The 26182-nt window shown below is 40.4% G+C and carries 21 protein-coding genes; 12 read left to right on the forward strand and 9 right to left on the reverse strand.

The window, feature by feature from the left end; all coding sequences use genetic code 11:
* Positions 1 to 80: 80 nt before the first annotated feature.
* On the forward strand, positions 81 to 1340 hold the full coding sequence (locus PSPO_RS19200) for an outer membrane protein transport protein (protein WP_010558911.1): 1260 nt from the start codon (positions 81 to 83) through the stop codon (positions 1338 to 1340).
* Between the two features lie 29 nt (positions 1341 to 1369).
* Here the strand turns inward: PSPO_RS19200 and PSPO_RS19205 are convergent, their stop codons facing one another.
* Positions 1370 to 3400: a CapA family protein gene (locus PSPO_RS19205; protein WP_084616603.1), complete on the reverse strand. Its 2031-nt coding sequence runs from the start codon at positions 3398 to 3400 to the stop codon at positions 1370 to 1372.
* Between the two features lie 275 nt (positions 3401 to 3675).
* Between PSPO_RS19205 and PSPO_RS19210 the strand changes: the two genes are divergently transcribed.
* Both PSPO_RS19210 and PSPO_RS19215 read left to right on the forward strand, forming a co-directional pair.
* Positions 3676 to 4263: a lysophospholipid acyltransferase family protein gene (locus tag PSPO_RS19210; protein ID WP_148665298.1), complete on the forward strand. Its 588-nt coding sequence runs from the start codon at positions 3676 to 3678 to the stop codon at positions 4261 to 4263.
* A gap of 136 nt (positions 4264 to 4399) precedes the next feature.
* Positions 4400 to 4843 carry a hypothetical protein gene (locus PSPO_RS19215; protein WP_010558908.1) on the forward strand — a complete coding sequence of 148 codons (444 nt, stop codon included), beginning with the start codon at positions 4400 to 4402 and terminating at the stop codon, positions 4841 to 4843.
* A gap of 137 nt (positions 4844 to 4980) precedes the next feature.
* Here the strand turns inward: PSPO_RS19215 and PSPO_RS19220 are convergent, their stop codons facing one another.
* Complete coding sequence (locus tag PSPO_RS19220; RefSeq protein WP_010558907.1) at positions 4981 to 6252, reverse strand: sensor domain-containing diguanylate cyclase; 1272 nt, start codon at positions 6250 to 6252, stop codon at positions 4981 to 4983.
* A gap of 317 nt (positions 6253 to 6569) precedes the next feature.
* Here PSPO_RS19220 and PSPO_RS19225 point away from each other — a divergent pair, with 317 nt between their 5' ends.
* The 4 genes from PSPO_RS19225 to PSPO_RS19240 all read left to right on the forward strand — a co-directional run bounded on the left by PSPO_RS19225 (position 6570) and on the right by PSPO_RS19240 (position 12688).
* Positions 6570 to 7445: an endonuclease I family protein gene (locus PSPO_RS19225; RefSeq protein ID WP_158523470.1), complete on the forward strand. Its 876-nt coding sequence runs from the start codon at positions 6570 to 6572 to the stop codon at positions 7443 to 7445.
* Between the two features lie 91 nt (positions 7446 to 7536).
* A complete protein-coding gene (locus PSPO_RS19230) occupies positions 7537 to 8154 on the forward strand; it encodes a LysE family translocator (protein WP_010558905.1) in 618 nt (205 codons plus the stop codon).
* Between the two features lie 140 nt (positions 8155 to 8294).
* The gene (locus PSPO_RS19235) at positions 8295 to 8951 is read left to right on the forward strand and encodes an NAD(P)H-binding protein (protein ID WP_010558904.1); all 657 of its coding nucleotides are present in this window, start codon (positions 8295 to 8297) and stop codon (positions 8949 to 8951) included.
* 773 nt (positions 8952 to 9724) lie between these two features.
* Positions 9725 to 12688, forward strand: coding sequence for a TonB-dependent receptor (locus PSPO_RS19240; RefSeq protein WP_010558903.1), 2964 nt, complete (start codon positions 9725 to 9727; stop codon positions 12686 to 12688).
* An 85-nt stretch (positions 12689 to 12773) separates the two neighbouring features.
* Here PSPO_RS19240 and PSPO_RS19245 read toward each other — a convergent pair whose 3' ends face one another.
* Together PSPO_RS19245 and PSPO_RS19250 are read right to left on the reverse strand one after the other, a co-directional pair.
* On the reverse strand, positions 12774 to 12986 hold the full coding sequence (locus PSPO_RS19245) for a hypothetical protein (protein ID WP_010558902.1): 213 nt from the start codon (positions 12984 to 12986) through the stop codon (positions 12774 to 12776).
* A gap of 145 nt (positions 12987 to 13131) precedes the next feature.
* On the reverse strand, positions 13132 to 14079 hold the full coding sequence (locus PSPO_RS19250; protein ID WP_010558901.1) for a polyprenyl-phosphate transporter: 948 nt from the start codon (positions 14077 to 14079) through the stop codon (positions 13132 to 13134).
* Positions 14080 to 14618: 539 nt separating this feature from the next.
* Between PSPO_RS19250 and PSPO_RS19255 the strand changes: the two genes are divergently transcribed.
* The 4 genes from PSPO_RS19255 (at position 14619) to PSPO_RS19270 (ending at position 18615) form a co-directional block, all read left to right on the forward strand.
* Entirely contained in the window at positions 14619 to 15626 is a 1008-nt protein-coding gene (locus PSPO_RS19255) for a sensor domain-containing diguanylate cyclase (RefSeq protein ID WP_021033083.1), read from the forward strand.
* Between the two features lie 510 nt (positions 15627 to 16136).
* Positions 16137 to 17294: a trypsin-like serine protease gene (locus tag PSPO_RS19260; RefSeq protein ID WP_010558899.1), complete on the forward strand. Its 1158-nt coding sequence runs from the start codon at positions 16137 to 16139 to the stop codon at positions 17292 to 17294.
* Between the two features lie 329 nt (positions 17295 to 17623).
* Positions 17624 to 18295 carry a response regulator transcription factor gene (locus tag PSPO_RS19265; protein WP_010558898.1) on the forward strand — a complete coding sequence of 224 codons (672 nt, stop codon included), beginning with the start codon at positions 17624 to 17626 and terminating at the stop codon, positions 18293 to 18295.
* Positions 18296 to 18396: 101 nt separating this feature from the next.
* Positions 18397 to 18615: an ATP-binding protein gene (locus PSPO_RS19270; protein ID WP_338050367.1), complete on the forward strand. Its 219-nt coding sequence runs from the start codon at positions 18397 to 18399 to the stop codon at positions 18613 to 18615.
* 20 nt (positions 18616 to 18635) lie between these two features.
* On the opposite strand, the gene PSPO_RS19275 is transcribed toward PSPO_RS19270, so the two are convergent.
* The 3 genes from PSPO_RS19275 to PSPO_RS19285 form a co-directional block, all read right to left on the reverse strand.
* Complete coding sequence (locus PSPO_RS19275; RefSeq protein WP_010558896.1) at positions 18636 to 19103, reverse strand: low molecular weight protein-tyrosine-phosphatase; 468 nt, start codon at positions 19101 to 19103, stop codon at positions 18636 to 18638.
* Positions 19104 to 19229: 126 nt separating this feature from the next.
* On the reverse strand, positions 19230 to 22127 hold the full coding sequence (locus PSPO_RS19280) for a PAS domain-containing hybrid sensor histidine kinase/response regulator (RefSeq protein WP_010558895.1): 2898 nt from the start codon (positions 22125 to 22127) through the stop codon (positions 19230 to 19232).
* Positions 22128 to 23351 (reverse strand): ABC transporter substrate-binding protein, encoded by a 1224-nt coding sequence (locus PSPO_RS19285; protein ID WP_010558894.1) that lies wholly within the window; start codon positions 23349 to 23351, stop codon positions 22128 to 22130.
* A 203-nt stretch (positions 23352 to 23554) separates the two neighbouring features.
* On the opposite strand from PSPO_RS19285, the gene PSPO_RS19290 reads away from it, so the two are divergent.
* Entirely contained in the window at positions 23555 to 24961 is a 1407-nt protein-coding gene (locus PSPO_RS19290; RefSeq protein WP_010558893.1) for a DEAD/DEAH box helicase, read from the forward strand.
* Positions 24962 to 25202: 241 nt separating this feature from the next.
* On the opposite strand, the gene PSPO_RS19295 is transcribed toward PSPO_RS19290, so the two are convergent.
* Entirely contained in the window at positions 25203 to 25403 is a 201-nt protein-coding gene (locus PSPO_RS19295; RefSeq protein ID WP_010558892.1) for a helix-turn-helix transcriptional regulator, read from the reverse strand.
* 2 nt (positions 25404 to 25405) lie between these two features.
* Entirely contained in the window at positions 25406 to 25849 is a 444-nt protein-coding gene (locus PSPO_RS19300; protein WP_010558891.1) for a hypothetical protein, read from the reverse strand.
* Between the last annotated feature and the right edge of the window lie 333 nt (positions 25850 to 26182).

The raw sequence follows: 26182 nt of genomic DNA on the forward strand, positions 1-26182 counted from the left end.
CAACAATCACCAATAACTACAGGCTTACACTTTTCATTACTCTACACTAGCGCGAAATCTTACTATAAAGAGTAACGTCCGTGCTTATTAGAAAAACACTTATCGCATCATCGCTAATGATGGTGTGTGCAAATGCCACCGCTGGCGCTTTCCAACTCAATGAACACAGTGCATCAGGTTTAGGCCGCGCCTTCGCAGGTGACGCTGCAATTGCCGATGATGCCAGTATTGTTGCACGTAACCCTGCAGGTATGAGCAAAATTAAAGATGCACAAATCAGTGGTGTTGTGTCATACATTGCGCCCGATGTGTCGGTATCTGGATTAAGTGCCTCAAACGGCAGTGATATCACAAGCTTAAATGACAACAGCATCGCGCCTTCAGCTGTCATACCAGCAGGATATTTTGTGTTACCAATCGACGAGCGTTTAACGCTTGGTGGTGGTGCGTTTTCAAACTATGGTTTAAGCACCGAGCTAAATGACGATTACAACGCGGGCCAACTTGCCGGCGAAACATCACTTACCACGGTCAATTTTAATCTAAGTGCTGCATACAAGGTAACAGAGCAACTGAGCGTAGGCGCAGGTTTAAATTTAGTCTATGCCGACGCAAACTTAGTTCGACACTTTGGTGAAACAGCATTTAACCTACCAAATGAGTTAGAAGCAGCAAACTTAGAAGGTGATGATATTGCGGTTGGTTGGAATATCGGTGCACTTTACGAATTAAACCACGACCACCGTTTTGGCCTAAGCTACCGCTCTCAAGTAGAGCTCGATCTAGAAGGTGATTACTCTAATCAACTACCGACCATGCTCGGTGGCTTACAAGGAAAGGTATTACCAGGCCAACTTGCCATTACCTTACCTGATATTGCTGAGTTTTCGGGTTATCACGCATTAACTCCGGCATTGGCTATTCATTACAGCGTGCAATGGACCGACTGGAGTGATTTCCAAGAGTTAGCCGCTTATGTTGAAGGCAAAGAAGACGCAGTATTTTCCAAAACTGAAGATTTCAGCGATGCATATCGTGTGTCGCTCGGTGCGAGTTATCAGCTTACACCGACAGTAATGATCCGTGCAGGTATCGCTAACGACGCGACACCAACTAACTCGGCGCACAAGTCAATTTCAATTCCAGATAGCGACCGAATCTGGTATAGCACCGGCTTAAGCTATTCGCCTAACAAACAGCATAAAATTGATTTTGCAGTCACTTTCATTGACGGTGAGTCGGTTAGTTTTGAAGAACGTGATGATTTAGGCCAAACTTGGGGTTTTGAATCGCACGGCGACGCCAGTTTAGCTGCAGTGCAATACAGCTACACATTCTAATCGTAAAAAAGAGGCATTTGCCTCTTTTTTTAGCGTTGTTTTATCACAAGCCCTGCAGCTTTTTTCAATGGCTGTTCAAAGCCAATATAGGTTGCATGGCCCGCCCCATTATGAAAATGTGCTTGCTGTTGTTTTGGCAGAAAAGGGGTTCGCCACTCGATAAAGGCTATATCGTCTATAAACACCTCTCCACTGTGCTCAAACTCAAACAACACGCGAATACTGCGATACCCTACTCTTGGCGTATTAAATTCACTGGCTATTTCTTGCCAATTTCCATTAAGCTCAATGCTATCTATTCGATGTTTTTTACCATTTTTTAGTGAGTCGAGTAATTTACCTCGCGTTTTACGCCCCTGCCAATAAACATTAACCCTACCTTTACCTTTCACCATTGCACTGACGGTTGCTGGGTTTCCTGCTCGGTAAACACGCGTAAAGTTAGTCATTGCCAGTTGCGACTGCCCATTGTCACCTTGGCTTTTTAGCGCATAATCGCCACTGAAAGCCTGTTTATCACTGATCTGAAACGAACTTTGATCCAAATTAAACCCACGATCATGAGAATAATATGCCATGTGGGTTTCTAAATTCGCGTTGTTTATCAAATTTACTCCTAATCGATAGCGGTTTATTTCACTCGTTTTAACGGCCGTAACATGTCCTTCGCTTGCACGATAAGGCAAGGGTAAAACACGTTTATTTTGTGCTGAAAGTGTAATTTCAAATTCTTTCGCTACTTTTGTGTTTGGTAATATAACGCCATGGCCAGCATTTCGTGCAAAATGGGTATTGCGTTTACTGGTTAGCTCATCAAGACGTGTCAAAATACGCGTACGATGACTGCCTGTTGCCGGTGTTGGCACATAGCCCTGTAGATAAACCGGCACAACTTCAGCACGATAGAAGCGCTCGCCATCCATCCAAACGTACAACATAAATGAGTGATTTGTAGCGTAAAAAAACTGATCAAAAATAAAGTTGCCCATTGAATACGCAATCAGCTTTCCGTTATACACTTCAAAACCCTGCGCAACATGCGGATGGTGTGCAATTGCCAGATCTGCGCCGGCGTCAATTGCTGCTTTTAAGCGTGTCTCGGTCATCATTGACGGTTCATCTTGGTATTCCAGACTGCCATGATATTGCGCAACCGTTACACGATTATCTGCCACTTCGCGTTTCACTGTAGCAACAATATTGTCATAAGAGCCATGGGCTGCCCCGCCCTTTACCTTTGTTGCTGTTTGACTAGGCTGTGCACTGCCTTCCCATCCAACATAACCAAGCATTGCGTACTGATTACCTTGAATAGATGTACGATACGCTTTGAGCGCTTCGGCTTCATTAACGCCTGCGCCTGAATACGGCATTTGGTAATTATTCAGCGCTTCTAGGGTGGATTTTAGACCTGAATCTAAGTAATCGTAAGTATGGTTATTTCCAAGAGTGACGTAATCAACACCCGCATCTTTAAGTGCGCTAATCGTCTCTGGTGGTGAGAAAAACGTCACCGATTTAGGCGCACGTTGCGTTGGTGTTTTATCCGCTATTTGGCTTTCTAAATTAACTGCTGCAAAGTCGGCTTTTTTAATGTAAGGCGCCATATACTGAACAATTGCTTTGGTATCAGCGGCAATCGTTTCATCGTGAATGAGAGTAGGATTATCAAAATAGGGTTTGGCATAACGTCTGCCCATCATTACGTCGCCGCCAAACGCTAACAGAACACGCTCTTTTTTCTTAGCAACTAAGGTGATTTTGCCTAAATCAACATTGCCTGTGTGCCTGTTTTCGAGTTCGAAGTGTGAATAGCTAAAGCGCATACTATAAAAATTAGAAGCACTAATATCGAGCGCATATATGGCATGTTTTGACAGCTCTAATGAAAAGTCACCTTCACTTGAAGTAACAACGGATGTGTCGCCAATTTTTATATGTGCATTGGCAATTGGTTTATTGCTATCTGTAACAACCTTGCCCGACAACATCATTAAGCTCTCTGCTTTGCTCACAAGCGGCAAGAGTAAACAGACTGTAAACGCTATTCGTAAAATCATTTTTTTAAGTTTGTTTTTTGGTTATAGAAGCAACACGCTAACACGGAAAACACACCAGCAACAGTGACAGAATAAATGGAGTGCATAACCTGAGGTTATAGCCCTGTATGGAGACAAAGTATAGTGTCAAAAACACTTTGCTACTTGATGCGCTCATCCATAACAACAAACCCACTCACGGTAGTATTAGCAAAATAGCAACCATTACTAAACAACTAGACTTTATGCTCTAAATCTGTGATGGTGATAGATGGTAGTAAAAATAATAAATGCTTATGCAAACTGAAGTTCCTAATTCAATTCCTCGCACAAACAGCCAACTTGGTCGTTTTATCGGACGCAACTTTCTTAAGTTATTTGGTTGGCGTGTCTCTGGGGCATTCCCGGACCAAGCAAAGTTTGTTGCGGCTGTGGCACCACACACATCAAATTGGGACTTTATAATCGCGATTGCCGTTAAGCTTTCGTTAGGTATCGAGATTAAGTTTCTTGGTAAACACACCATATTTTTCTGGCCGCTGGGTGTTTTACTTAAAAAGTGGGGTGGCATTGCCGTTGAGCGCTCTTCTAAACACGGCTTAGTTGCACAGGTTGCCGATGTATTTCATCAACAAGACAAACTTATTCTGGGCATTGCACCAGAAGGCACTCGAAAACACACCGATGAATGGAAGACGGGCTTTTTACACATAGCCTATGCTGCTAATGTTCCTGTTGTGCCCATGGCACTCGATTTTCGCACTAAAGAATTTATCGTAATGCCACCAGTTACACTAAGCGGTGATATAGAAGTCGATTTAGCCCTTATCAAGCATCAATTTCCAAAGGCGATGGCTAAGTACCCAAGAGATGTATCAGGTTAAATAGTGCTCTGATTTAAGGGTGAAAACGCAACAAAATTGCGCTTACTGTGTGCTGTTCATTCACTAAAATATTAAGGGTTGGCACTTAACTTGCTCATATTTTGTTCCACACAATACGTATGAAAGGAACTCAATCATGAATGTATACAGCGCAAGTAACCTCAGTGCGGTTAACAAACCTCAATCGTTGCGGGTGACGCACGCAGATCAGACGCCTCAAGATACAGTGAACAAAAGTGTCAGTGATTCGGTGTCAATCAGTGAACAAGCCCATAAAATGAATGAAAACTGGCAAACCATTGCCTCTCAGTACGATTTACACAGTATCTATGGCGATGAAATTCGCAGCCTATCTAAAGAGTTATTTGAAGGTGGATTTATTGGCCGCGGTGAAATGATGGCGATTGGTGCCCCCACTTCAATGAATGAATTACCAAATCAAAAACATGATTTGCTCAATGATATGAAGCACACCTACAAGCTAAGCACATCATTTGGCGGGCAAAACAGTGGAGCGAATGAAGTTTATCTAAATGCCATTGATGTACTGACGCGACTAGAACAAACGCGCAACCAATAACCGGTTAGTGACTTCATCTATTCTCGATGTACTATTCGAACTAACGCGAACAGAAATAAAAAAGCCGCTATTTCGCGGCTTTTAACTAACAACGGGCTGTAAAATACTCTGTTTTAAAATGAGTAACGTGCAGTAGCTTAACTTACGTGCGCGACTACTCGGTTTCGTCCTTGCTCTTTAGCTTGATAAAGTGCCTTATCAACACGTTTAAACATACTATCGAAAGTATCATCGTCGTGTTCTCGCATCACTAAGCCGATACTCACTTTTGCCAACACGTCGTCTTGCTCCGTAGCAATGGCATGACATGACTGATAATCACGAATGCGCTCGGCTACCTTACTGGCTTGTTCAAAACTCGTATGTGGCAAAATAATCGCGAACTCCTCACCGCCGATACGCGCCAAAACATCTTCTTCACGTAAATTTCCAATCAGGTTTTTTGCCAGTGTTTTTAGCACTTCATCACCTGCTGGATGACCAAACTTATCATTTATGCGCTTAAAATGGTCGATATCAAGTGACATTAACGCAAGTGGCTCGCCACTACGCACTGCTTGCTTAAATTCCCGCTCGGCAACTTCAACAAAATAACGGCGGTTATACAGCCCAGTCAAATAATCGGTATTTGCTTGTTTACGAAATTGCTCTTTGAGCTCATAAAGTTCTGTCACTTCGGTTGAAAAGCCGATTAGTGAACGGCGCCCTTGTTGTTCAAAGGGTACTTTTACACTTAAATAGTGGCGCGTATTACCACTTTCATCCGTAACGGTTTCTTCAATTGTTTGTTTTTTGCCGCTGGCAAATAACTCTGAATCACTTTGATGGAAATGTGCAGCCATTTCTTCGGGCAAAATATCTTGTTCTTTCGCACCGATAATTTGCGACACCGGCAAGCCGAACAACGACGCTACTTTAGCGTTAACATACATAAACTCACGGGCATCGTCTTTCATATAAATATGTGCTGCTACATTATCTAATACAATATCAAGCAGTTGGTTTTGTTCATGTACTTTGCTTTCTAATTCACGCTGTTCACTCACATCATTGGCAATGCCAAATAAGCCGATAATATTTGAATCTTCATCATAAATTGGCTTTTTTACAATGTGGTAGGTTACTTCTTTATTAAAAGGCTTTACAAAATTCGTTTCTTCTTTTTCCAGCACTTTGCCTGTTTGCATTACGGCGCGGTCATTTTCAATGACCTCTTGAGACTTCGCTAAGTTGAAAAAGTGACTATCGTCTTTTCCGAGCACATCTTCTTCATTTAAATCAAACACATTTAATACGGCTTGATTAACATAGGTATATCGTCCATCTAAATCTTTACTAAAAATACAAGCACCCACGTTATCTAACATCCTTTCTAAAATAGCGATTCGCTTCTTTAATTCAGCCGTCATTGGTCACCTAATGTCAGTTTGCTTGGAATTATTTACCTGCGCGACATAATTAATCGCCACACTAGTGTGTACGGGCATGAAACAATAGCGTGTATATAGCTTAAGTATATCTTACTTTGCGTGTTTCTCACACTCTAAGGTACCAAAAATTGAGCAACAATATCAATTAAGTCATACACTTATATTTAGTGCGGTTTTTAAACAGATAAACTAGCGTAAATCTGGTGATTTGACTAAGCACAGAGCTTTTGATTGCATAATTATCAATAAACTAGGTACAATTTAGCGGCCTAAAAAAATAATAATAAATGCGCGTAATGTTAAAACCTTGTTTGTTTTTGCTTGTTTTATATTTGAGTGTTAACTCCGTAGTCGCCAAATCGAATGCTCCGTGTACTCATTGCCCTATTGTCGAGACCGTTAAAGACGCGAGTTTATTTGACGCAAATATATATTACCGCGACAGTTACCGAGCGCTTAGCGCAGAGCCACACCGGCTCAAGCACGCTATTCACAAAGACATCAATCGCGAATTTCACCCCCTTAAATATAAAGAAGTATGGTCGGTACTTACCTACAGCGATGAAGAGCCAAATAATCGCGAAAATATTCGGTTAATTTATAAAAACACCTCGATTTCAAAACAACATAATGGCACCGGTAAATTTAGTCGTAATCAAGATTATTGGAACCGAGAACATATTTGGCCAAAAAGTCATGGCTTCCCCAAGCGCTCGCAACAAGGCTATACAGATGTTCATCACATAAAACCCGCCGATGTGTCACTCAATACTCAGCGCAGTGATAATGATTTTTTTAATGGGGGCATGCCTATTAAAGAAGCCCCCTGGAATAAAAAGTATAAATCACAGTCTTTTGAGCCACATAACGGGGTTAAAGGCGATATTGCGCGCATGATTTTTTACATGGATGTGATGTATGAAAATGGTTCGCACCATGATATGCCAGATTTACAAGTTGTAACCCATCACGATACTGCACGCAGCAAAATCGAAGACGGCGTTGGCCAGATAGGCGATTTATGCACGTTATTGCAATGGCATTTTGCTGACCCAGTTGATAGTTTTGAAATAAACAGAAATACGATAATTTATACTTTTCAGGCAAATCGCAATCCCTTTATCGACCACCCTGAATGGGTTACGTTATTGTATGAAGCCGATTGTGATTAAATCGTCGAATTTAACTTTTGCACGGTCTAAACAAACACGTATGTTGAATTTGCAACACCAGTAAACATAACGGCGAAGAAAAGGAACAATTATGGATTTTGCACTTTGGATGAGTCTTGTTGGTGTTTGTGCAATCGGTGCTATGTCCCCAGGACCTAGTTTAGCGGTGGTGTTATCCCATTCCATGACACGCGGCTTAAAACAAGGTCTGATTGCAAGCGTCGCCCATGGCGTTGGAGTTGGCATTTACGCAACACTTGCGGTTGTTGGATTAGCGGGTTTTATCCATGAATTTCCTATTGCGTATAAGGTAATTTTATTTTCTGGCGCCGCTTATTTAGTTTATCTCGCAGTTAATATTCTGCGACAAAAAACAAATCATTTTGAGATCGCTAATAATGCAAATACAGGGAATTTAGCTGCAGCGCAAGATGGCTTTGCCATTGCATTTTTAAACCCAAAACTCGCCATTTTCTTTTTGGCGCTATTTTCACAATTTATTGACCCAGATAGCATAACGATTAGTTCAGCCGCTATTATGTGCATCACTGTTTTAGTGATCGACACACTGTGGTATTGCTTGGTCAGCCTTATCACTAGTCATGCAAATCAAAAATTTGAATTATTACGATACGGCAAAACCATTAACAATATGCTTGCTATTGCGTTTATTCTGTTAGCAATACGCGTTGTAGTAACCAATATTTAGCAGCTGGCGTGTATTAAGTTTCAAGCCAAAACGTTTTTAAATTAAAAAGAGGTTAATGGCCGGGTTAGATTGTTGATCGACTAAGTTAAAACAAAGACCGACCGCAATTAAATTAATAAGATAAAAATTGAGAAAGATATATGGCGTATAACGTAACAGTGATTGGTGCAACAGGCCTTGTTGGTAGCAAACTAGTAAAGCAATTAATTGAATGTGATCAAATTAAGCACATAAATATACTGGTAAGGCGAAATGTTGAGTTCCATCATGCCAAAATAACCTGTCATAGAATAAATTTTGACGAGCTAGTGCAACATCACACATTGATAAACGGTGATATGTTATTTTCTTGTTTGGGAACAACAAAGCGACAAGCAGGTTCAATTAACGCACAACGTATTGTCGATGTTGATTATCAATATACAGTAGCAAAAATTGCAGCGGAAAATGGCGTTGGTCGCTATATTTTAGTGTCTTCTAGTGGTGCTAATAGTAAAAGTGTGAGCGCATATCTCAAAATGAAGGGCGAACTAGAAACAAAAATAAAGGCGCTACCTTTTAACCATATTAGTATTTTACAACCGTCATTGCTTTTGGGGAATCGAGATACATTTCGCCTTGGCGAATATATGGCAAGTTTAATATTACCTACACTATGTAAGTTTGCTTTTCTAAAGCGTTTTAAACCGATAACAGCATCACAAGTAGCAACAAAAATGCTCGACGTGTCACTTAATCAAACGTCACCATTAGCGATTTATTCTCTCGACCAACTGTTTGAGTTACATAAAGACTAATCAGGCTATTTACTACAAGCTCTTTCGAACTTTTAAATTACCAAGATACCAATTTTCCTGAAATCACATTGCGCTAAATGCCTTAAGTAGTACTGTAATCAAGCCTTTAATATTCCCTTTCCATACAAATTAACGTTCAACCTCAAAATAAGCCTCACCATTCAAACACCAAAAATATAAGACGAATTTAACTTGGTGTTTGGTGTTAATTTTATGCTTCGCATTTTTATATGTTGTTTGTATTTCGATATAATACAACACTGTTACTGTATGCATTTATCAGAACATAAACGTTTTACGCGTTAACAAAGTAAAATTAGCAATGCCTTGCAGATAGACATACGTGTAAGGCGCGATGTCTTGATAAAACACCAGCCATGTATGCCATAAAACAAAATCAAAATAGTCTGTTTTTTGCTAAAAAGAAAAGCTCTGTTTTTATGTACATTGCCTAAATTTATTCTCAATACTTAACATATCCAATTGACTAATGTTGGCATTCTTAAACACATTTTTTACATCGACAATCTTGTAGTGCCGCTAATTAGATAAATTATTATTGTTTAAATTTCACCCGCAAGCACATCATTAAAAATACATAACCTTTTGTATTTTTTGAATTTTAAATTATTCAACAGAGTTTCATTTCGTGCGTAAATGTAAATCAAAACAAAATATAATGTATACAATCTTTACAGGCTAAGCATATCCGTGTTACATCTATTTACATAATGTATACATTATACCTTCACAACAATTCAGGATATGCAACAATGATAAAAACAAGCAACTTACTTAAACGTTCGGCATGCGCCCTTGCCGTTTCCGGCGCAATCGCAATAAGCGCACCAACGTTTGCAAATGATACCTTCAACGGCACTGTGAAAGGTGTTGTGTCAAATGCGCAGCAGCAAGTACTAGAAAACGCTACGGTTACACTAAAACATAAAACAAAAGGTGTAACACGTACTATCACAACCAACGAAGACGGCAGTTATACCCTACGCAAACTACCTGTTGGTGAATACACTATGACCATTGAAAAAAATGGTTATGAACAGATCATCGAGCAAGATCTTCTGGTGACTGTAGGTGGATCAGTTGTATTTAACAATACAATGTATTCTGTCGGCACTGATATGGAAACCATAGAAATTACCGGTAGCAGCATTGCTCGCGTTAATATGGAATCTTCTACCGGTGGTATCGTTGTAACAAAAGCTGAACTAGAACGTTTACCTGTGGAAACAGGGTTTGAGGCAATCGCTTTACTGACACCAGGTGTTGTAAGTAACGGTGAATTTGGTGCATCAAGCATTGGCGGAAGTTCGTCTGCTGAAAATGCCTATTATTTAAATGGTATTAATATTACCAATATCAAAACCGGTATTGGCTCTATTGGTTTACCGTGGGAAGGTGTTGCGCAAACCGAAGTTATGACAGGCGGCATTGACCCTAAATTTGGTGGCGCTTTAGGTGGTATTGTAAATGCCGTATCAAAATCAGGTAGTAATGAGTGGGAATTCGAAGCATACGCTCGTATCGACCCAGACTTTACGCGTTCACATCACGACAATTTAATCGATAGAGAAGGCAATTACTTCTCAAATACAGCGCAAGACGAAAGCACGTTTACCCGCTACTCAATCTCGGCAGGCGGCGCTTTAATTGAAGATACCTTATTCTTTTATGGTGTTTATGCGCCGCAAAAGAATGATTACGAAAACGGCAAAAACAACACTATAGATATCGGTGAAAATACATCAGATCGTTACCTTGCTACTGTTGACTGGTTTATTACCGACGATCACTCAATTACTGCGACAGCCATTGGCTTTACTAACAAAGGCAAAGGTAAAACTTACGCAAACGATTGGCAAACAGAAACCATTGGCGAGTTCCTAAGTGATTATAAGTCCCGTACAGGTGGCGATATTTATGGCTTAACATATTCAGGTATTCTCAATGACGATATGTCGATTGAATTGGTTGCTGGTCGCACTGTAGATAAAACGTATAACTCAGCAACCAGCTCAGATCCACTCGTGTGGTCCCAACTCTCAGGTAGCTGGAACAAAATCTCACAAGAGTCAGCATCATCAATTACTGAAAGTGAGTTTATTCGCGATCAGTTCCGCGCTGACTTTAGCTGGACACTCGACGACCATGATATCAAGATTGGTTTTGATTACGTAAATATTGATGTTGATTACGAAAACAGCCCAAATGGTGTTGGTGATCGCGCTGGTTGGTGGGAAGTACTTTACGCGTGGGAAGGTAACCCAGTTGGGCACCCTGCGGGCGAAGCATTTATTGATCAACGTGTAAGAACCGACTTCACTAATTCAGAGGTCAACTCAACCGCATTCTACATCCAAGATACGTGGATGGTTACCGATCAACTAACCTTAAACTTAGGCCTACGTTACTCAAGCGTTTATAACACGGTTTCTACGGGTGAAAAGTACGTAGATGTTGACGACCAAATCGCCCCTCGCCTGCAAGCGATTTATGATTTAGGTGAAGGCACGTCAAAAGTTTATGCCACATTTGGACGCTACTACCAGCCAGTATCGGCAAACATGAACATCACGCAAGGTGGCCAACGCCGTGATATTCATTACTACTATGAACTCGGTGATTTAGATGCAAACGGCGAACCAATACTACTCGCTGATGGCTCACCAAGTACAGGTGCATTTTTAGGTGAAGATGTTGTACAAACTGGTGAGATCAACACAGGTATGATTGTGAGCCAAGACCTAGAAGCCATGTATTCTGATGAAATTACAATTGGTTATCAGGGTGAGTTTTTAGACGGTGATTTAGTTTATGGTGTACGCGGTATTTATCGCGACTTAAAGAAATCAATTGAAGACACCAACTACGGCCCTGTAATGCGCAAATGGTTTGCAGAAAACGGTATCGACAGCGATCCTGGTTACGCTTATATCTTGAATAACCCGGGTACTGACCTTGATATTTTCTACGATACAAATGGCGACGGTGTGGCCGAGCGCATTGTTATTCCAGCAGAGTACATAGCACTACCGGACCCTAAACGTAAATATGGCGCAATTGAAAATACCTTAAAAGGCAATATTGGCAACGATTTCCATTACAACGCATCATACACTTGGTCACACAGCTGGGGTAACACCGAAGGCCTTGTACGTACCGATAACGGTCAAGCGGATCCAGGTTGGACTACCTCTTATGACTACGCTGATTTAATGGACCATTCAAGCGGTAACTTGCCAAATGACCGTCGTCATTCATTTAAAGTAAATGGTTATTACAACATTACTGAAAATCTTGTGCTTGGCTTTAACGCACGTGTTACGTCAGGTGTACCAATTAGCCGATTCTCACGTCACCCAGAAGGCATTGATAGCTGCGCAGCTAGCTCAGTGTGGAGTGAATGTAATAGCCGTGGCTATGACCATGTATCATTCTATGATGCTGATGGTAACCCTGCTCCACGTGGCACATTTGGCGAAACAGATTGGCTAAAAGAGTTTGATTTAAGCCTAGCTTACAATATTTCAGTTGCCGGTAACCCACTTGAGTTAAAAGCAACAGCATTTAACGTGTTTAACTTTGATACGCAAACAGCTGTTGTACAAGAGCATGCGCGTGACGGTGAAAACGGGCAAGAAGTGAATCCTAACTGGGGTATGACATCATCACGTTTAGGTGCTCGTTACCTGCGTTTTGAAGCACGTTATACATTCTAATTTACGTACTTAAAAAACTAAAAAGCCCGAAAATTATTTCGGGCTTTTTGTTTTACATAATTAAATTAAGTAACCTAAGTTCAAGTTACGTAATAGACTCAAAATCATCGTTTAATATTAGCTGACCTTGGTCATCATAATGAATGTAATTTTCTTGCGTTAAATATTCGATTACCGTATCAACATCGCTATCTGCCACTCCAGACAGAACTAATTCATGGCGCTTAATTGGCTTTGGGTGAGATGTCATCAACTCACTTAATACCACGCGCATAATTAATTTATTTCTACGACACATAACACTTCACTTACGGTTATTTTATGTACAATCACTTTGTACCATAAAAAATCAAATTCGCACACATTTTATTCAAAGCAAATTTTACGCAATAAAAAACCCGAGAATGCATCTCGGGTTTTAATATTAAAATCAGTTAATTAATCTAGCCTTTTGGCTTATCTGCTGTTAACTTCTCAATCGCTAAAATTAAGCCCAACCCAGCCATTGCCAACGCAAAACAAATTAAAGTTTGCGGATCTTGCCCCGTCAGTGTGTGGTATGTTTCCGGCCCGATGTTCGTTTGGCTAAGTGGCTTTTCAATACCTTTTGAATTGGTATAAGTCGTTACCACTTGTTTCCAAGGCCACAATAAATTTAGTGAGCCAAATAAAAAACCAGCCAATAACGCAAAGGTTACATCTCTAAAACGTGCTAACAACCAGCCTAAAAAGTGCGAAAATGTCATTAAGCCAACAACACAACCCGCTAAAAATAAACCGATTAGCGGTAAATCAAAGGAAGTAACCGCGCTTAATACATGGCCGTACATACCTAACAACAACAAAATAAAACTGCCAGAAATACCAGGTAAGATCATCGCGCAAATGGCAATTGCCCCTGCGACAAAATAATACCACCAGCTTGCATTGGCCTCTGCTGGCGCCAGCGAAGTAATCGTAAAGGCAATTAAGGTTCCGATAATGCATGCAATAACGGTTTTTATATCCCAATTCTCAAGCTGTTTTGCGATATGTAGGAAAGACGCGATAATTAATCCGAAAAAGAAAGACCAAACAAACGTTTGATGATTAGCTAATAAATAGGTGATTACTTTCGCCAAAGAAAGTGCACTTAATGCTAAACCACCAAAAACAGCAACCAAAAAATTACCATCAATATGTTGCCATAATGCTTTTATTCCATTTTCCTTTAACACCTTAAACGCAGTTAAGTTAACGCTACGTATTGCGCTTAACAAGCGTTCGTATATGCCGGTAATAAATGCGATAGTTCCCCCTGAAACACCGGGAACCACATCAGCCGCGCCCATTCCAGCACCTTTTAAAAAGGTCATTGCATAGTCTCTCAGCGTATCTTTGTGCTGTGACATAACCTTAATTTTCTCCATAAATAAAAACTAAGCGTATATTAGGGTAAGTCGCAGCAGAATACTATCGTGAGTTATTACCCAATAACATGAAATCTGTTGAATTTTGCGTACCGAAAATCTAGGGTCTGTTGACCTTTCAAGTTCGTTTTTGCAGCAGTTTGATTGGGTTTTATACAAGGCAGAGGCTGCGTGACATAGTTATTCTATGTGAGTCAGCCGATAACACAGTAGAAAAGCCAATCAAGCGCTGCCGAACGGTTCTTTTGAGCGCACTTTTCTCATTGTTGCCTACATGGATGTAGGTAAGGGGCGTGAGCAGGACGCGGAAGCTTTGCTCGATATTCGCTTAGATTGCTAGGCCACACATCGAGCGCCGCGATAAAAGCACGTTCAAAGAGAACAAAAATAGAACATCAAAGATCAACAGACCCTAAAAATTATTGCGCTATATCAAAAGCATCACAGGTAAAACCACTACTATAGTAGTAAAGGAAAACACTAAGGTGCAGGGAGGTACAGGTTTAAAGAGGCGGATGTATATGCTTACCCCCCAACAAGCAAGACAGCGACTGCGTCGCGTTAGCTCATTAACGATTAATGAAGCATCAAATTTAAATAGTTTATTAACCGATTTACTATCTGAAGGCTGTCACTTTTTATGTGTCGATCAAATAACTGTTTGGCTAATCAATGACATTGATTCGGCAGAATATTTACATTGCGTTGCAAGCAGTTGCGAAATTGATGTGCAAACAATACCCAATTTAGATATCGCACAACACCCAGACTACTTTGAACGCATGTTCAAAGGTGAAACCATTATGGCAAACCACCAGCTGCAAAGTACCCATAATGATCAGTCTGATAACGTGGCTAACACAATATTAGACACGGTTATTTTTCACAATGGTAAAGCGCAAGGGGTGATCAGCTGTAAAACAAAAAGCCCTCACTGCTGGAGTAACGAAGATATTGTATATGCCGAATCACTGGCTGATAGCTGCAGTCGGCGACTTATGGCGCTTGAAACACTAAAATTACAAAACAAACTAAGCGAACTGGTGTTTGTTGATGCGCTAACAGGCCTCAAAAACAGACGCTATTTTAATGAACGCGTGCAAAGTGCTAAAAACTCGCAATACCGCATGCAAACGCCGCTTTCACTTATCATGATCGACCTAGATCATTTTAAGCATATTAACGACGAATTTGGCCACAAAGCCGGCGACATCGTACTTTCACAATTTGCTCGAACGTGTCAAAAGCAATTGCGTTTGGAAGATTGTTTATGTCGATACGGCGGGGAGGAATTTATTATTATTTTGCCCTACACTGGCGAGCAACAAGCAAGCCAACTCGCTGAAAGGCTGAGAGTAACTATTGAAAATATGGTAATTCAGCACGAACAACGCATTATAAAACTTACCGCTAGTTTTGGTGTTGCAGAAATGGCGTTAGAACATTCTATTGAAGATACGATTAAAAAGGCTGATGTCGCGGTTTATCGTGCAAAAAACGCAGGTCGAAATTGTGTAATTACCCTTTAATTTGGTTAAATGTCCAACCCATTATTTGGATTCAACCATAAGTAAAATAATTAAATTGTTATTAAACCACACACTATTGATGCAAAAACATACATGATCAGCAAAACAATATCGCCGACAAAATATAACTAATAAACTCACATATTTAAACATGATTGGTAGTACGCTTGGGTGTTTTAACAGGGATGTTGAGTGCACCATAGTTAAGTAGATTACAAGCCAATTGAACAATAAAATTAACTCAGTAATTCAAGATATTACTACCCACCTTGATTTTATTTGAATTATCAAAAAATTCGATATACGAGCAAGCACATTTTTTTAATATTCAACAAGCACAAAACCCGCGCCAACCTATCATCAACACTCATCTAAGTTATCTAATTAACATTACAAATACGACTATCAAACACTTCAATACATAACACTACAAATCGACACGTAAAAGCAATAAACATTTAGGTACAAGGGCAGTAAATTAATAACAACCCATTAACAGGAGTTAAGAAAATGAAAACACTACTTTCAGTAATCGCCTTAACTGGCATGACAAATGTTCTTGTTGCTCAGGAACTTCCGTTTAAACTAAAACAAACAATGGATTCCGTTCGCATTGTCGGTGGCGAGCCGACACCTCTCGGAGAGCGCCCTTGGATGGCATCAATGCAATTTAATCAGCAACACTTTTGTGGCGCATCGATTATCAACAAGGACTGGGTGCTTACCGCAGCTCACTGTGTAGAATCAGTCAAAAAGTCTGAACTTGGTAATATGTCAATTCGCTATAACTTTATTGACCAAGTAAGCGACCAAGGGCTAAGCGTGAATATTGAGAATATTTACATTCACCCAGAATACCTTGCCGGTAAATCGACAGACGTTGCCCTGATCAAACTTGCATCACCTGTTACCGATATAGAATATTTAACACTTGCAACAGATGCTGACGCAGACCAAATTCAATCAGGCACAGAAGCGATCGTGTCTGGCTGGGGGGCAACTGCAAGCGGAGGTGATGTATCAACTCAACTACTTAAAGTAAAAGTACCGCTTGTCAGCAACGAAGTGTGTAATAGTGAAGCTGCATATAACGGTAAAATCGCAGCGACAGAAATTTGCGCTGGTTTTGCAACCGGTGGAAAAGATTCGTGCCAAGGCGATAGTGGTGGTCCACTTGTAATCGCAGGTAGTAACGGCCCATTGCAAGTGGGTGTTGTAAGCTGGGGCGACGGTTGTGCATTACCAAATAAATACGGTGTCTACGCTCGTGTAACTAGTTTTAATGCATGGTTTGATGATGTTATAACCAACCCAGACAACCACACAGGTATTGGTGAAGGCGAGCAAGAGCCAGGAGAGCCTGAAAGCCCGGGCGAATCAGTAGGCCAATTACTTACTGATTTGAATGCTGAGTCAGACCAGTTTGTTGCCTTTGAGATTGAAGTACCAGAAGATGCTAAACTACTTTGGATCGACACTCGCGGTGGTGAAGGCGACGTAGATTTAGTACTTCATGGTGAAGATAAACAAGGTGAGAAATTCTACTCTGCAATGGAAGGGAATGATGAACATATTCTCATACAGTTCCCAGAGTCAGGGGTTTGGACATTGAAATTGCACGCGTACGAAACATTTAAAGACGTAGAATTAGCGGTAGTTGTTCGTTAATCTTCCTTGTTGTTTAAAAGAGAAGCTGGTTGCTTCTCTTTTTTATAATAAGTATTAAATATTGGTTCTTCGCCTTTAAATCTTCATTGGCGATTATGAAACCACTGCATTGCTTTCATGCCAGCAACAACGCAGTCATTATCAAAGTAACAAGTTGGGATATCTCAGCTGATTACTTTGAGCTCAATATTCGCCATCATTAGTGAGTTATTGCATATCCGGTGAAAGTCGCAGCATGGGTACACTGATTGAGCTAACATTAGCTTTGCACGATACGTTAACGAACGCAAAATTGTATAACTCATTTTACGTCAATTGGGAGTTTGTCTTTGCAAAAAATTCTATTGATTGATGACGACGCCTCACTGGCAAGTTTAATAAGTCAATTTTTAACGCGTAATGGCTACGATGTTAATGTGCTAAATAATGCATTACATACACAACACGCAATTGATGCATTTAAACCTGACCTTATCATTCTTGATTTAATGATGCCTGAAATAGATGGACTTACGTTATGTCGCCAAATTCGACCTACATTTCACGGTGTTATAATGATGCTAACAGCGCTCGGTGACGATATAGACGAAGTGACAGGGCTTGAGTTAGGCGCAGACGATTACCTGTGTAAACCGGTACAGCCGCGCTTATTACTCGCACATATTCGAGCACAATTACGAAAAGCAACAATCCGCAAAGACACGACCGTCAGTAGTACAGGCTTTGTGATAGATATACGTAAACGGATCGTGTTTATTAATGGCACAACGGTGGAGCTCACCACTGCAGAGTTTGATTTACTTGAGATTTTGGCAAATCATAGAGGGAAAGTAATTTCGCGTGAGGATTTGCACCGTAAAATATTCCGTATCGAATATGACGGTATCGACCGTTCAATTGACCTAAGAATAAGCCGAATAAGAAAAAAACTCGCCGTCGTGGCACCTGATGAGCAGCTAATAAAAACCGTTAGAAATACAGGTTATATTCTCTGTGATTGAGCACCAGCGCACGTTGCTCATTGGCTGGACAATGCTCGGAATATGTTACTTAGCGAAGCTACACGAGCAACTTATCCATCACATCGAGCAAAGCAAAAGCGATATGGAAACTTTCAACTGAAGATGCCCATTCAGTGTTCTTAAATGACGATATTACACGCATTTTCCCACCTTTTGCCCGCTTAGACTTTAGTAGAAAACGCGATTTTGGTGGTGTGGGCTTAGGCTTAGCAGCGCCACACAGTATTGTTGCTCGTCATGATGAACACATACGTGTCGATGAATCAAAGCGGCATGACGCACGATTTATCTTATCGTAACCTGCAACAAAACCAAGTTGTTAATGCTGCAAAACGAAATGTTCACTGGCATTTTCTATTAGATCTAATACCCGTTCGAACCCTTGCTCACCACCATAGTAAGGGTCGGGTATTTCATTAACTCCCATATCGCCATAACTTAAAAATAGCTTTAACTTGCCGTGATATTGAGGCGGGCAAACAGCCTTCAAGTCGGATAAATTCTGTTTGTCGGCACACAAAATTTCATCGAAGTATTCAAAATCATTAGCCGTCACTTGTCTCGCGCGAATTGATGAAAAATCATAACCTCTTGCTTCACCGGCAGCACGTGAACGCGGATCCGAGCGCTCTCCAGCATGATAAGCAATGGTCCCTGCAGAATCGATTTCAATATCAACACCATGTAAAGTCGCTTTTGCCTTTAACACAGCCTCCCCAGTGGGCGAGCGACAAATATTACCCATGCATACCACTAGTACTTTATATGGCGTATTTCCTTTATTCATAGAAACCTTTTTCTAAATAATTCATGATTAGCGTACAACTTGGTTAATGAAAATGCCTCAAATCACTTAGCTATTCAAGTAAAGCCATATCAACTATCTAGCTTGAATCTGTTAGGCGTTCAAGATTCAGCTTTGTTTTTCCTCTGGCAGCCACGCGCGCAGTTTAGTTTTAAGATTGGCTTCAACAATTGGTTTAGTAATGTAATCATCCATGCCGGCTGCAATACACTTTTCGCGATCGCCAACCATTGCATTTGCTGTCATTGCGATAATTGGAATGCGTGTGTTGTGTTTTCCTGCCTTACCATTTCGAATCGCCTTGGTGGCATCATAGCCGTCGAGTTCTGGCATTTGGCAATCCATCAAAATTGCAGTAAAGCTGTCTTCGCTTTCGTTTAATATAGTTAATGCTTCTTGCCCATTTGAGGCAATTTTTATGTCCGTTAAACCTAATTTAGCCAAGGTGCTTTTGGCAACAATTTGATTTACTTGGTTATCTTCGGCAAGCAATAGTTTAATATTTTTCGCCCATTTAACCTGCTCATTTGTCGCGTGAGTTTGTAGCGTTTGAATATAATGGCGGGTTACTAAAGGTGTTGCTTGTTCAAGTGCATCGCCACCTTCAACCACTATTGATAACGCATCGAGTAAGTCTGAGGTGGTCGCGGGTTTCGGAAAATAGCCCGCAAAACCAAGCTCTGCGAAATAAGATGCATCGCCTTGATGGTTCATTGAGGTCATCATCACCAATTTTGTTGCATGAAAATCTGGATGCTGTTTAATCGCTTTACCTAATTGCGCACCATCAACATTCGGCATTTGCATATCCAAAAACGCAATATCAAAGCAACATTGGTGAGTTTCAAAGTAGGATTTACACGCCAACATCGCTTCATCTGCTGAAAGTGCTTCTGTTACACGTGCTCCCCAAAACTCAAACTGGCTACGTAAAACATCTAAATTTGTTTTATTGTCGTCAACAATCAAAATATGTAATTTACTAATATCAATCGATGGAATACTGGCTTTAGTCCCACTGCTACAACCAAGCACTAAACTAAATTTGAAGCTGCTTCCCTTGCCCTCGAGACTATTCACCTCAATACTGCCACCCATCAGTTCACACAACTGCTTAACGATTGCCAAACCTAACCCGGTGCCACCGTATTTACGTGTTGTAGAGGCATCTACCTGAGAGAATGTTTTAAAAAGTTTGGATTGCTGCTGCGCAGAAATACCTATGCCAGTGTCATTAACCTCACAATTTAAAATATATTTATCAGAGCCCGTTAGTTCTAACGCCGCTTTTATCACGACTTCACCGTGTGCGGTAAACTTAATCGCATTACCTACTAAATTGTATAATATTTGACGAAGGCGGTTCGGGTCGCCCATTACGGTTTGTGCATTGACCTTAGTAATATCAAGTATCAATTCAAGGCTTTTTTGATGGGCTTGAATCGCTGCGGCCTCTGCAAATTCGCCAAGCAAAGTACGTAAATCAAACTCAATTGACTCAAGTTCGAGTTTACCTGCATCAATTTTTGAAAAATCCAAAATATCATTTAGCAAATTTAATAATGCATTTGCACTGCTAATTGCCACGTTTACTCGGTGCAATTGCTCTTTTGATAGCTCACTTGTTAGCAGTAAATTAAGCATACCCAACACCCCATTCATTGGTGTTCGGATTTCGTGACTCATTGACGCCAAAAATTCACTTTTCGCTTTATTGGCATTTTCTGCTTGGTGTTTTGCTAATTCCAGCGCTTTATTTATTTCAATGCGTTCTGTTACGTCGGTAAGCGACCCCGCCATACGCGTGGCATTGCCATTTTCATCCCAAATTGCGGTACCTCTTGCACGATAAAACCGGTACTCCCCACTTTTTGTACGCAAACGGTATTCAATATCGTAAAGCTGCCTGTCTTTTAAATGTTGTTCGATTGCTGTATTAACGCGTTCTTTATCATCGGGGTGCAGGGCATTTTCAAAACTCGCAAAGGTATTGGGAAACGCTTCATCGTCTGCCGAGTAGCCTAATAGCTCTTTATAGCGCGGCGCATAATAAACCGTTCCGGCTTTTATATCCCAGTCCCACAAACCATCGTTACTTCCCGCAACGGCCACTTTATAACGTTCTTCACTGAGTTTAATTGCGCGCTCAGAAGCGGCTAAACGCCGATAAGGATCGAGCAATAATTTATGGCCAACAAGATAAAGTACTATCCAAGCCACTAAAAGGCTTAGCAAAATTGACGATGCAATTTTAATAATCACCGCCATCACACGTTGCTCAATAAGTTGCATATTTAAATGATAATTGAGCGTAAGTCCGGTGTTTCCAAGTGCCAGCGTAGCAACCGATAAGTATTCGGTATTATTCTTTAAACTTGAGAAGTCTAACCATTTACCATTAAGCGTAACGCCATAATTCTCACTGTTTATTACATCTTGAAAAAGTTCAGCGAGGGAATAGCGGAATTCAACAATCATTACCCCTTCGGTAAAACCGTTATACTTTATAGGTACCGCAATTAAGAAATGATCACCACCTTGCAACGTATTTAAAGTCACTACGTGTGCAACGTTTTCACTCAACAGTTGTGCAAGCCAAGGGGCGTTTAAATCTGGTGGCTCTACTTCGCTATTACTATAAACAAGTTCACTGGCGATATTCACAAGCCAAATTGGATGCTTTTTACCGACTAAATGATAATCATCTAAATAATCTGACAAAGATGCAGCAGACACATCTGAGCCCATAACACCATTCACTAATATCGGTTGCTTAGCCAAGTCACGCAGTAGCTGTAATCGTGTTTCTGCAAACTGTTGAATGTAACTTGCGCTTAATTTAGCTTCGGTCTTGGCGTTATTAATCTCATATTGCCGCATATTTTTATCAGTGGTGAAACCGACAAATACTGCGCTCACTAATACCGACAGTAACAGGCTTAGCACCACAAAAGATAAAAACGCACTATTAGCTGATAGCTTTGTAGTTAATTTATTATTCGCCATTTAGCGCTCTATATTATTAAACACACGAATACCACCATTCGCTTTGTATTCAGCCATACATAAGTTTTCAAGTCCTAACGCTTCATGGGCATCAGGCTGAGTAGAACTCCATTGGGAAAACGGTGGTTGATATGTTTTGACCAAGCCTACAACAGGAGTTTTGATACGCTCCAATTCATCGCGCAGAGATAAACGAATATCGCTAATATCGCCCTCAGGTTTAACATTAGCAAACGCAGTTAAAAATATTTTTGCTAAATCAAAGCTATGAATAAATCCAGCTGGCGCCGATAAGTTTTCTAACCCAGTAAATGTATTTGAAAACAACTTAGTGGCTGTAACAGCGGCCTGTTTTGCAAGTGGTGATTGGTCTTGTGGTTCGATAGCGAAACACGTTTGAATAAAGTTTAGTTTAACGTCAGTGGCTAGATGTTGTTTTACATAGCTAAAAAAGTCGCCGCCAGTGATCCCCCAATGGCTCACTATTGGCACGCGTTGGTCAGCCGGTAGCGCCGCCATGGCATCAACAAATTGTTTGCCCTCTACTGCATTACCAACAAACAAAATACACTCTGCGCGCGTCGAGCTAATATCTCGCAGCATTATTTTCGCTTGATTAAGTTTTGTATTCCAACTAAACCAGGTTACAGCACTATCATTTTCGCTGCCTAGCGCCTTTCGCATGGTAGTGTGGTTAGACTTGCCCCAAGGCGTTTGCTCAAGCAGCATGTGTGGCTGCTCACATCCTAATTGGTCACGCGCAAAGCTTACGATGCGATACCCAGCTTTAGTGTCATCAACCGACACACGAAAAACCCAATTTGTAGGCTCTGCATGGCGAGTAATTGGCCCACCTGCGGCCCATGGTACTAACAGCAACACTTCATTTTTACTAATAAACTGTTTGTACTTAATATAAGGTGGCGAATGTAAGCCGCCCAACATAAACAGAGCATTTGGGTCTGCCAAAAACTGCTTCATATGCAGTAAACTGCGATTACTGTTGCCGCGATGATCTTTTTCAATAAAGTTAAATTCTATGTTGTTAAACTCGTTTTCGTATTGCGACAGCGCAGTTAAAAAGCCCATTTTCATCGCATTGGCGGATTCGGCATGATTTGAATAGTCAGAGTCATGGTAGATATTAAAAACGCGCTTTTGTGCAAAAGCGTGGCTCATAATAAACAGGGAAACTATCAGCATCCCTCTTACAAAAATTAACATCTGTTTACCTGCAAAATTTCCAATAATTAAACAATAGCTAATATTTCAATTTTAGAATAGTGATAAGCAATTAATTTTGTTCAATAAAGCCGTTCTGTATTTGTTATCAAGAAAAAAGCTGTCATTACTGAAATCACGTGAAAATTGCGTTCCGAGCGGGGATGCTGTACCCTGCTCGGCCGCCGTTATAAGAGTTACTAAAAATGCATTTCTCAGACTTAAACCTGTGCCCTGAAATAAACCAAGCAATTGAAGAGCAAGGTTATGAAAGCCCTACGCCAATTCAAGAAAAGTCAATTCCAGCAATATTAGCAGGGCGTGACGTAATGGCTGCGGCGCAAACAGGTACAGGTAAAACCGCAGGTTTTACTCTGCCAATGCTAGAAATGCTAAGCAAAGGAGAAAAAGTTCGCAGCAATCAAGTGCGTGCATTAGTACTCACACCAACGCGAGAATTGGCAGCGCAAGTTTGGCAAAGTGTTGCAACTTACAGCAAACACCTCCCTCTTTCATGCCAAGTTGTTTACGGTGGTGTTAAAATTAACCCTCAAATGCTGAAACTGCGAAAAGGCTGCGACATTTTAGTTGCCACACCAGGGCGATTACTCGATCTCTTTCAGCAAAATGCCGTAAAATTTGACCAGCTTGAACTCTTTGTGCTCGATGAAGCCGACCGCATGCTCGACATGGGTTTTATTCATGATATTAAACGCGTTATTAAAGCGCTGCCTTCAAAGCGCCAAAACTTGCTGTTTTCAGCAACTTTTTCTGACGATATTCGCGCACTTGCTAAAGGCCTAATTAACGACCCAATCGAAATCTCAGTTGCTCCTGCCAATACAACAGCTAAAACAGTAACCCAATGGGCGTACCCGGTTGATAAAAGCAAACGCACTGGCTTGCTTAAACACCTAATTAAAACCAATAACTGGCAACAAGTATTGGTATTTACGCGTACTAAGCATGGTGCAAACCGTTTAGTTCGTGATCTTGAAAAAGCCAAGATTAATGCCGCTGCAATTCACGGTAATAAAAGCCAAAGTGCGCGTATGAACGCACTTAACGGCTTTAAATTAGGTGATGTAAATGTACTGGTTGCTACCGATATTGTTGCGCGTGGCCTCGATATTCAAGAGCTACCTTATGTGGTTAACTTTGATCTACCAAATGTATATGAAGATTATGTTCATCGTATTGGTCGTACTGGCCGTGCAGGTGCATCAGGCGAAGCAATTTCATTTGTAACCCAAGACGTAGCTGCCGATTTATTTGGTATTGAACGACTTATCCAAGAAGTTATTCCGCGTAAAATTGAAGCAGGATTTGAACCACAAAGCCCAGTGCCAGATTCAAAGCTAGATACGCGTCCAATTAAGCCTAAAAAGCCGAAGAAACCGAAAAAGCCAAAAGAAAACGCGAGTACCAACGACAAAGTAAAAGCTGAAGCAAAAGCAGCAAGTAAGCCAAAAAAGAAAAGCAGTTCACACAATGCTAAGCCTAAAAATGGCGAAAAACCTAAGCAAAATAGCAAAGGCAGAAGTGATAACAACGGACAAGCTAAACGCCCGAAACGAAAGCCAAACAATGTGAAATTTAAAGCAAACAAATAACAGAAAGCCAGCATCAGCTGGCTTTTTTATGTTCTTGCTATCATGGATTCAAAACACGTTAAAAAGTCGGAGTTCTATTTTTCTTTAAAAATAATAAAAAACATAATTATCGAATCTGGAATCATAATTGAGTTTCTTACACAATTTAGCATCTAGTTGTCTAGAAGTACTCTGTAAAGTCTAGCATTTTTGTGAACCACAAAAACAGGATGAATCATCAATTAGAATTAAAGGTTCTCAGTTAATTCAAACTAAATATCTCTTCTACAGTGACATTAAAAAAGACCGCCAGCTTCAAAGCAATTGTTACCGAAGGTGTAAATCGGCCGGTTTCAATCGTACTAATCGTTTTTCTAGACACACTAATAGCATCAGCTAATGCTTGCTGTGATATTTTATGTTCAGCACGTAACACAGCAATACGATTTTTAACCTCACTCATCACTAACTTTCGCCATATTCGTGTGAATTTTCAATATCTTGATTATCTTTGAAATTTCGCCATAAAATGTAGCCTCCTTGTGCACCAAACATACATCCAATACACAGTTTTGCCGCATATTTAAGGGTAAAGTAATGCGCAAGCCAATCATCAAAAAGCATAAAAACAAATAAAGCGATTACGGCGCCTGTTGCAGCATAACGATATGATGTTTGATAAACATGTTTTAAATATTCATCATCATATCTTTCCGTCATGTGTTTAAGGCTCTTAGCACTCCAATACAATATCAATAAGAATAATATGGCACCCAAAGTTCCCCAAAATGCACTAAAGGTGAATCCAAAGCTGGTATAAATAGCGTCGACTGTAAAAAATAACCCAACAGCAAAAAGTATTTTCGCCGTAATTAGTAAATTTCGTTCTTGTTTTAAAATAGCAGTCATAATTATCATTCCTTAGTATTGCACTGCAAATATTTGGTCTTTACAAACCACCCACTGACGGCACTCTCATAAACTAATATCACTTTACCAAAGCCACTATATCGATCTTTTGGAATATGTCTTTGATGTATTTATGTTTGTATTAAGCTGTCAAAATTAACATTAAATTGATAATGGCCGATTAAACATCGCTTCAATAAGATGACAAAATGGCTAAGACAAATTAGCCTTTTCTAAATACTTTCAATTTATCAACCAATGAAAGATGTCCTTTATGTAACTTTGTACTCAGCTCAAATACTTTCTTTAACTTTGATATTTAAATTCTATCCG

The sequence above is a fragment of the Pseudoalteromonas spongiae UST010723-006 genome, assembly GCF_000238255.3.
GTDB classification, from domain to species: domain Bacteria; phylum Pseudomonadota; class Gammaproteobacteria; order Enterobacterales; family Alteromonadaceae; genus Pseudoalteromonas; species Pseudoalteromonas spongiae.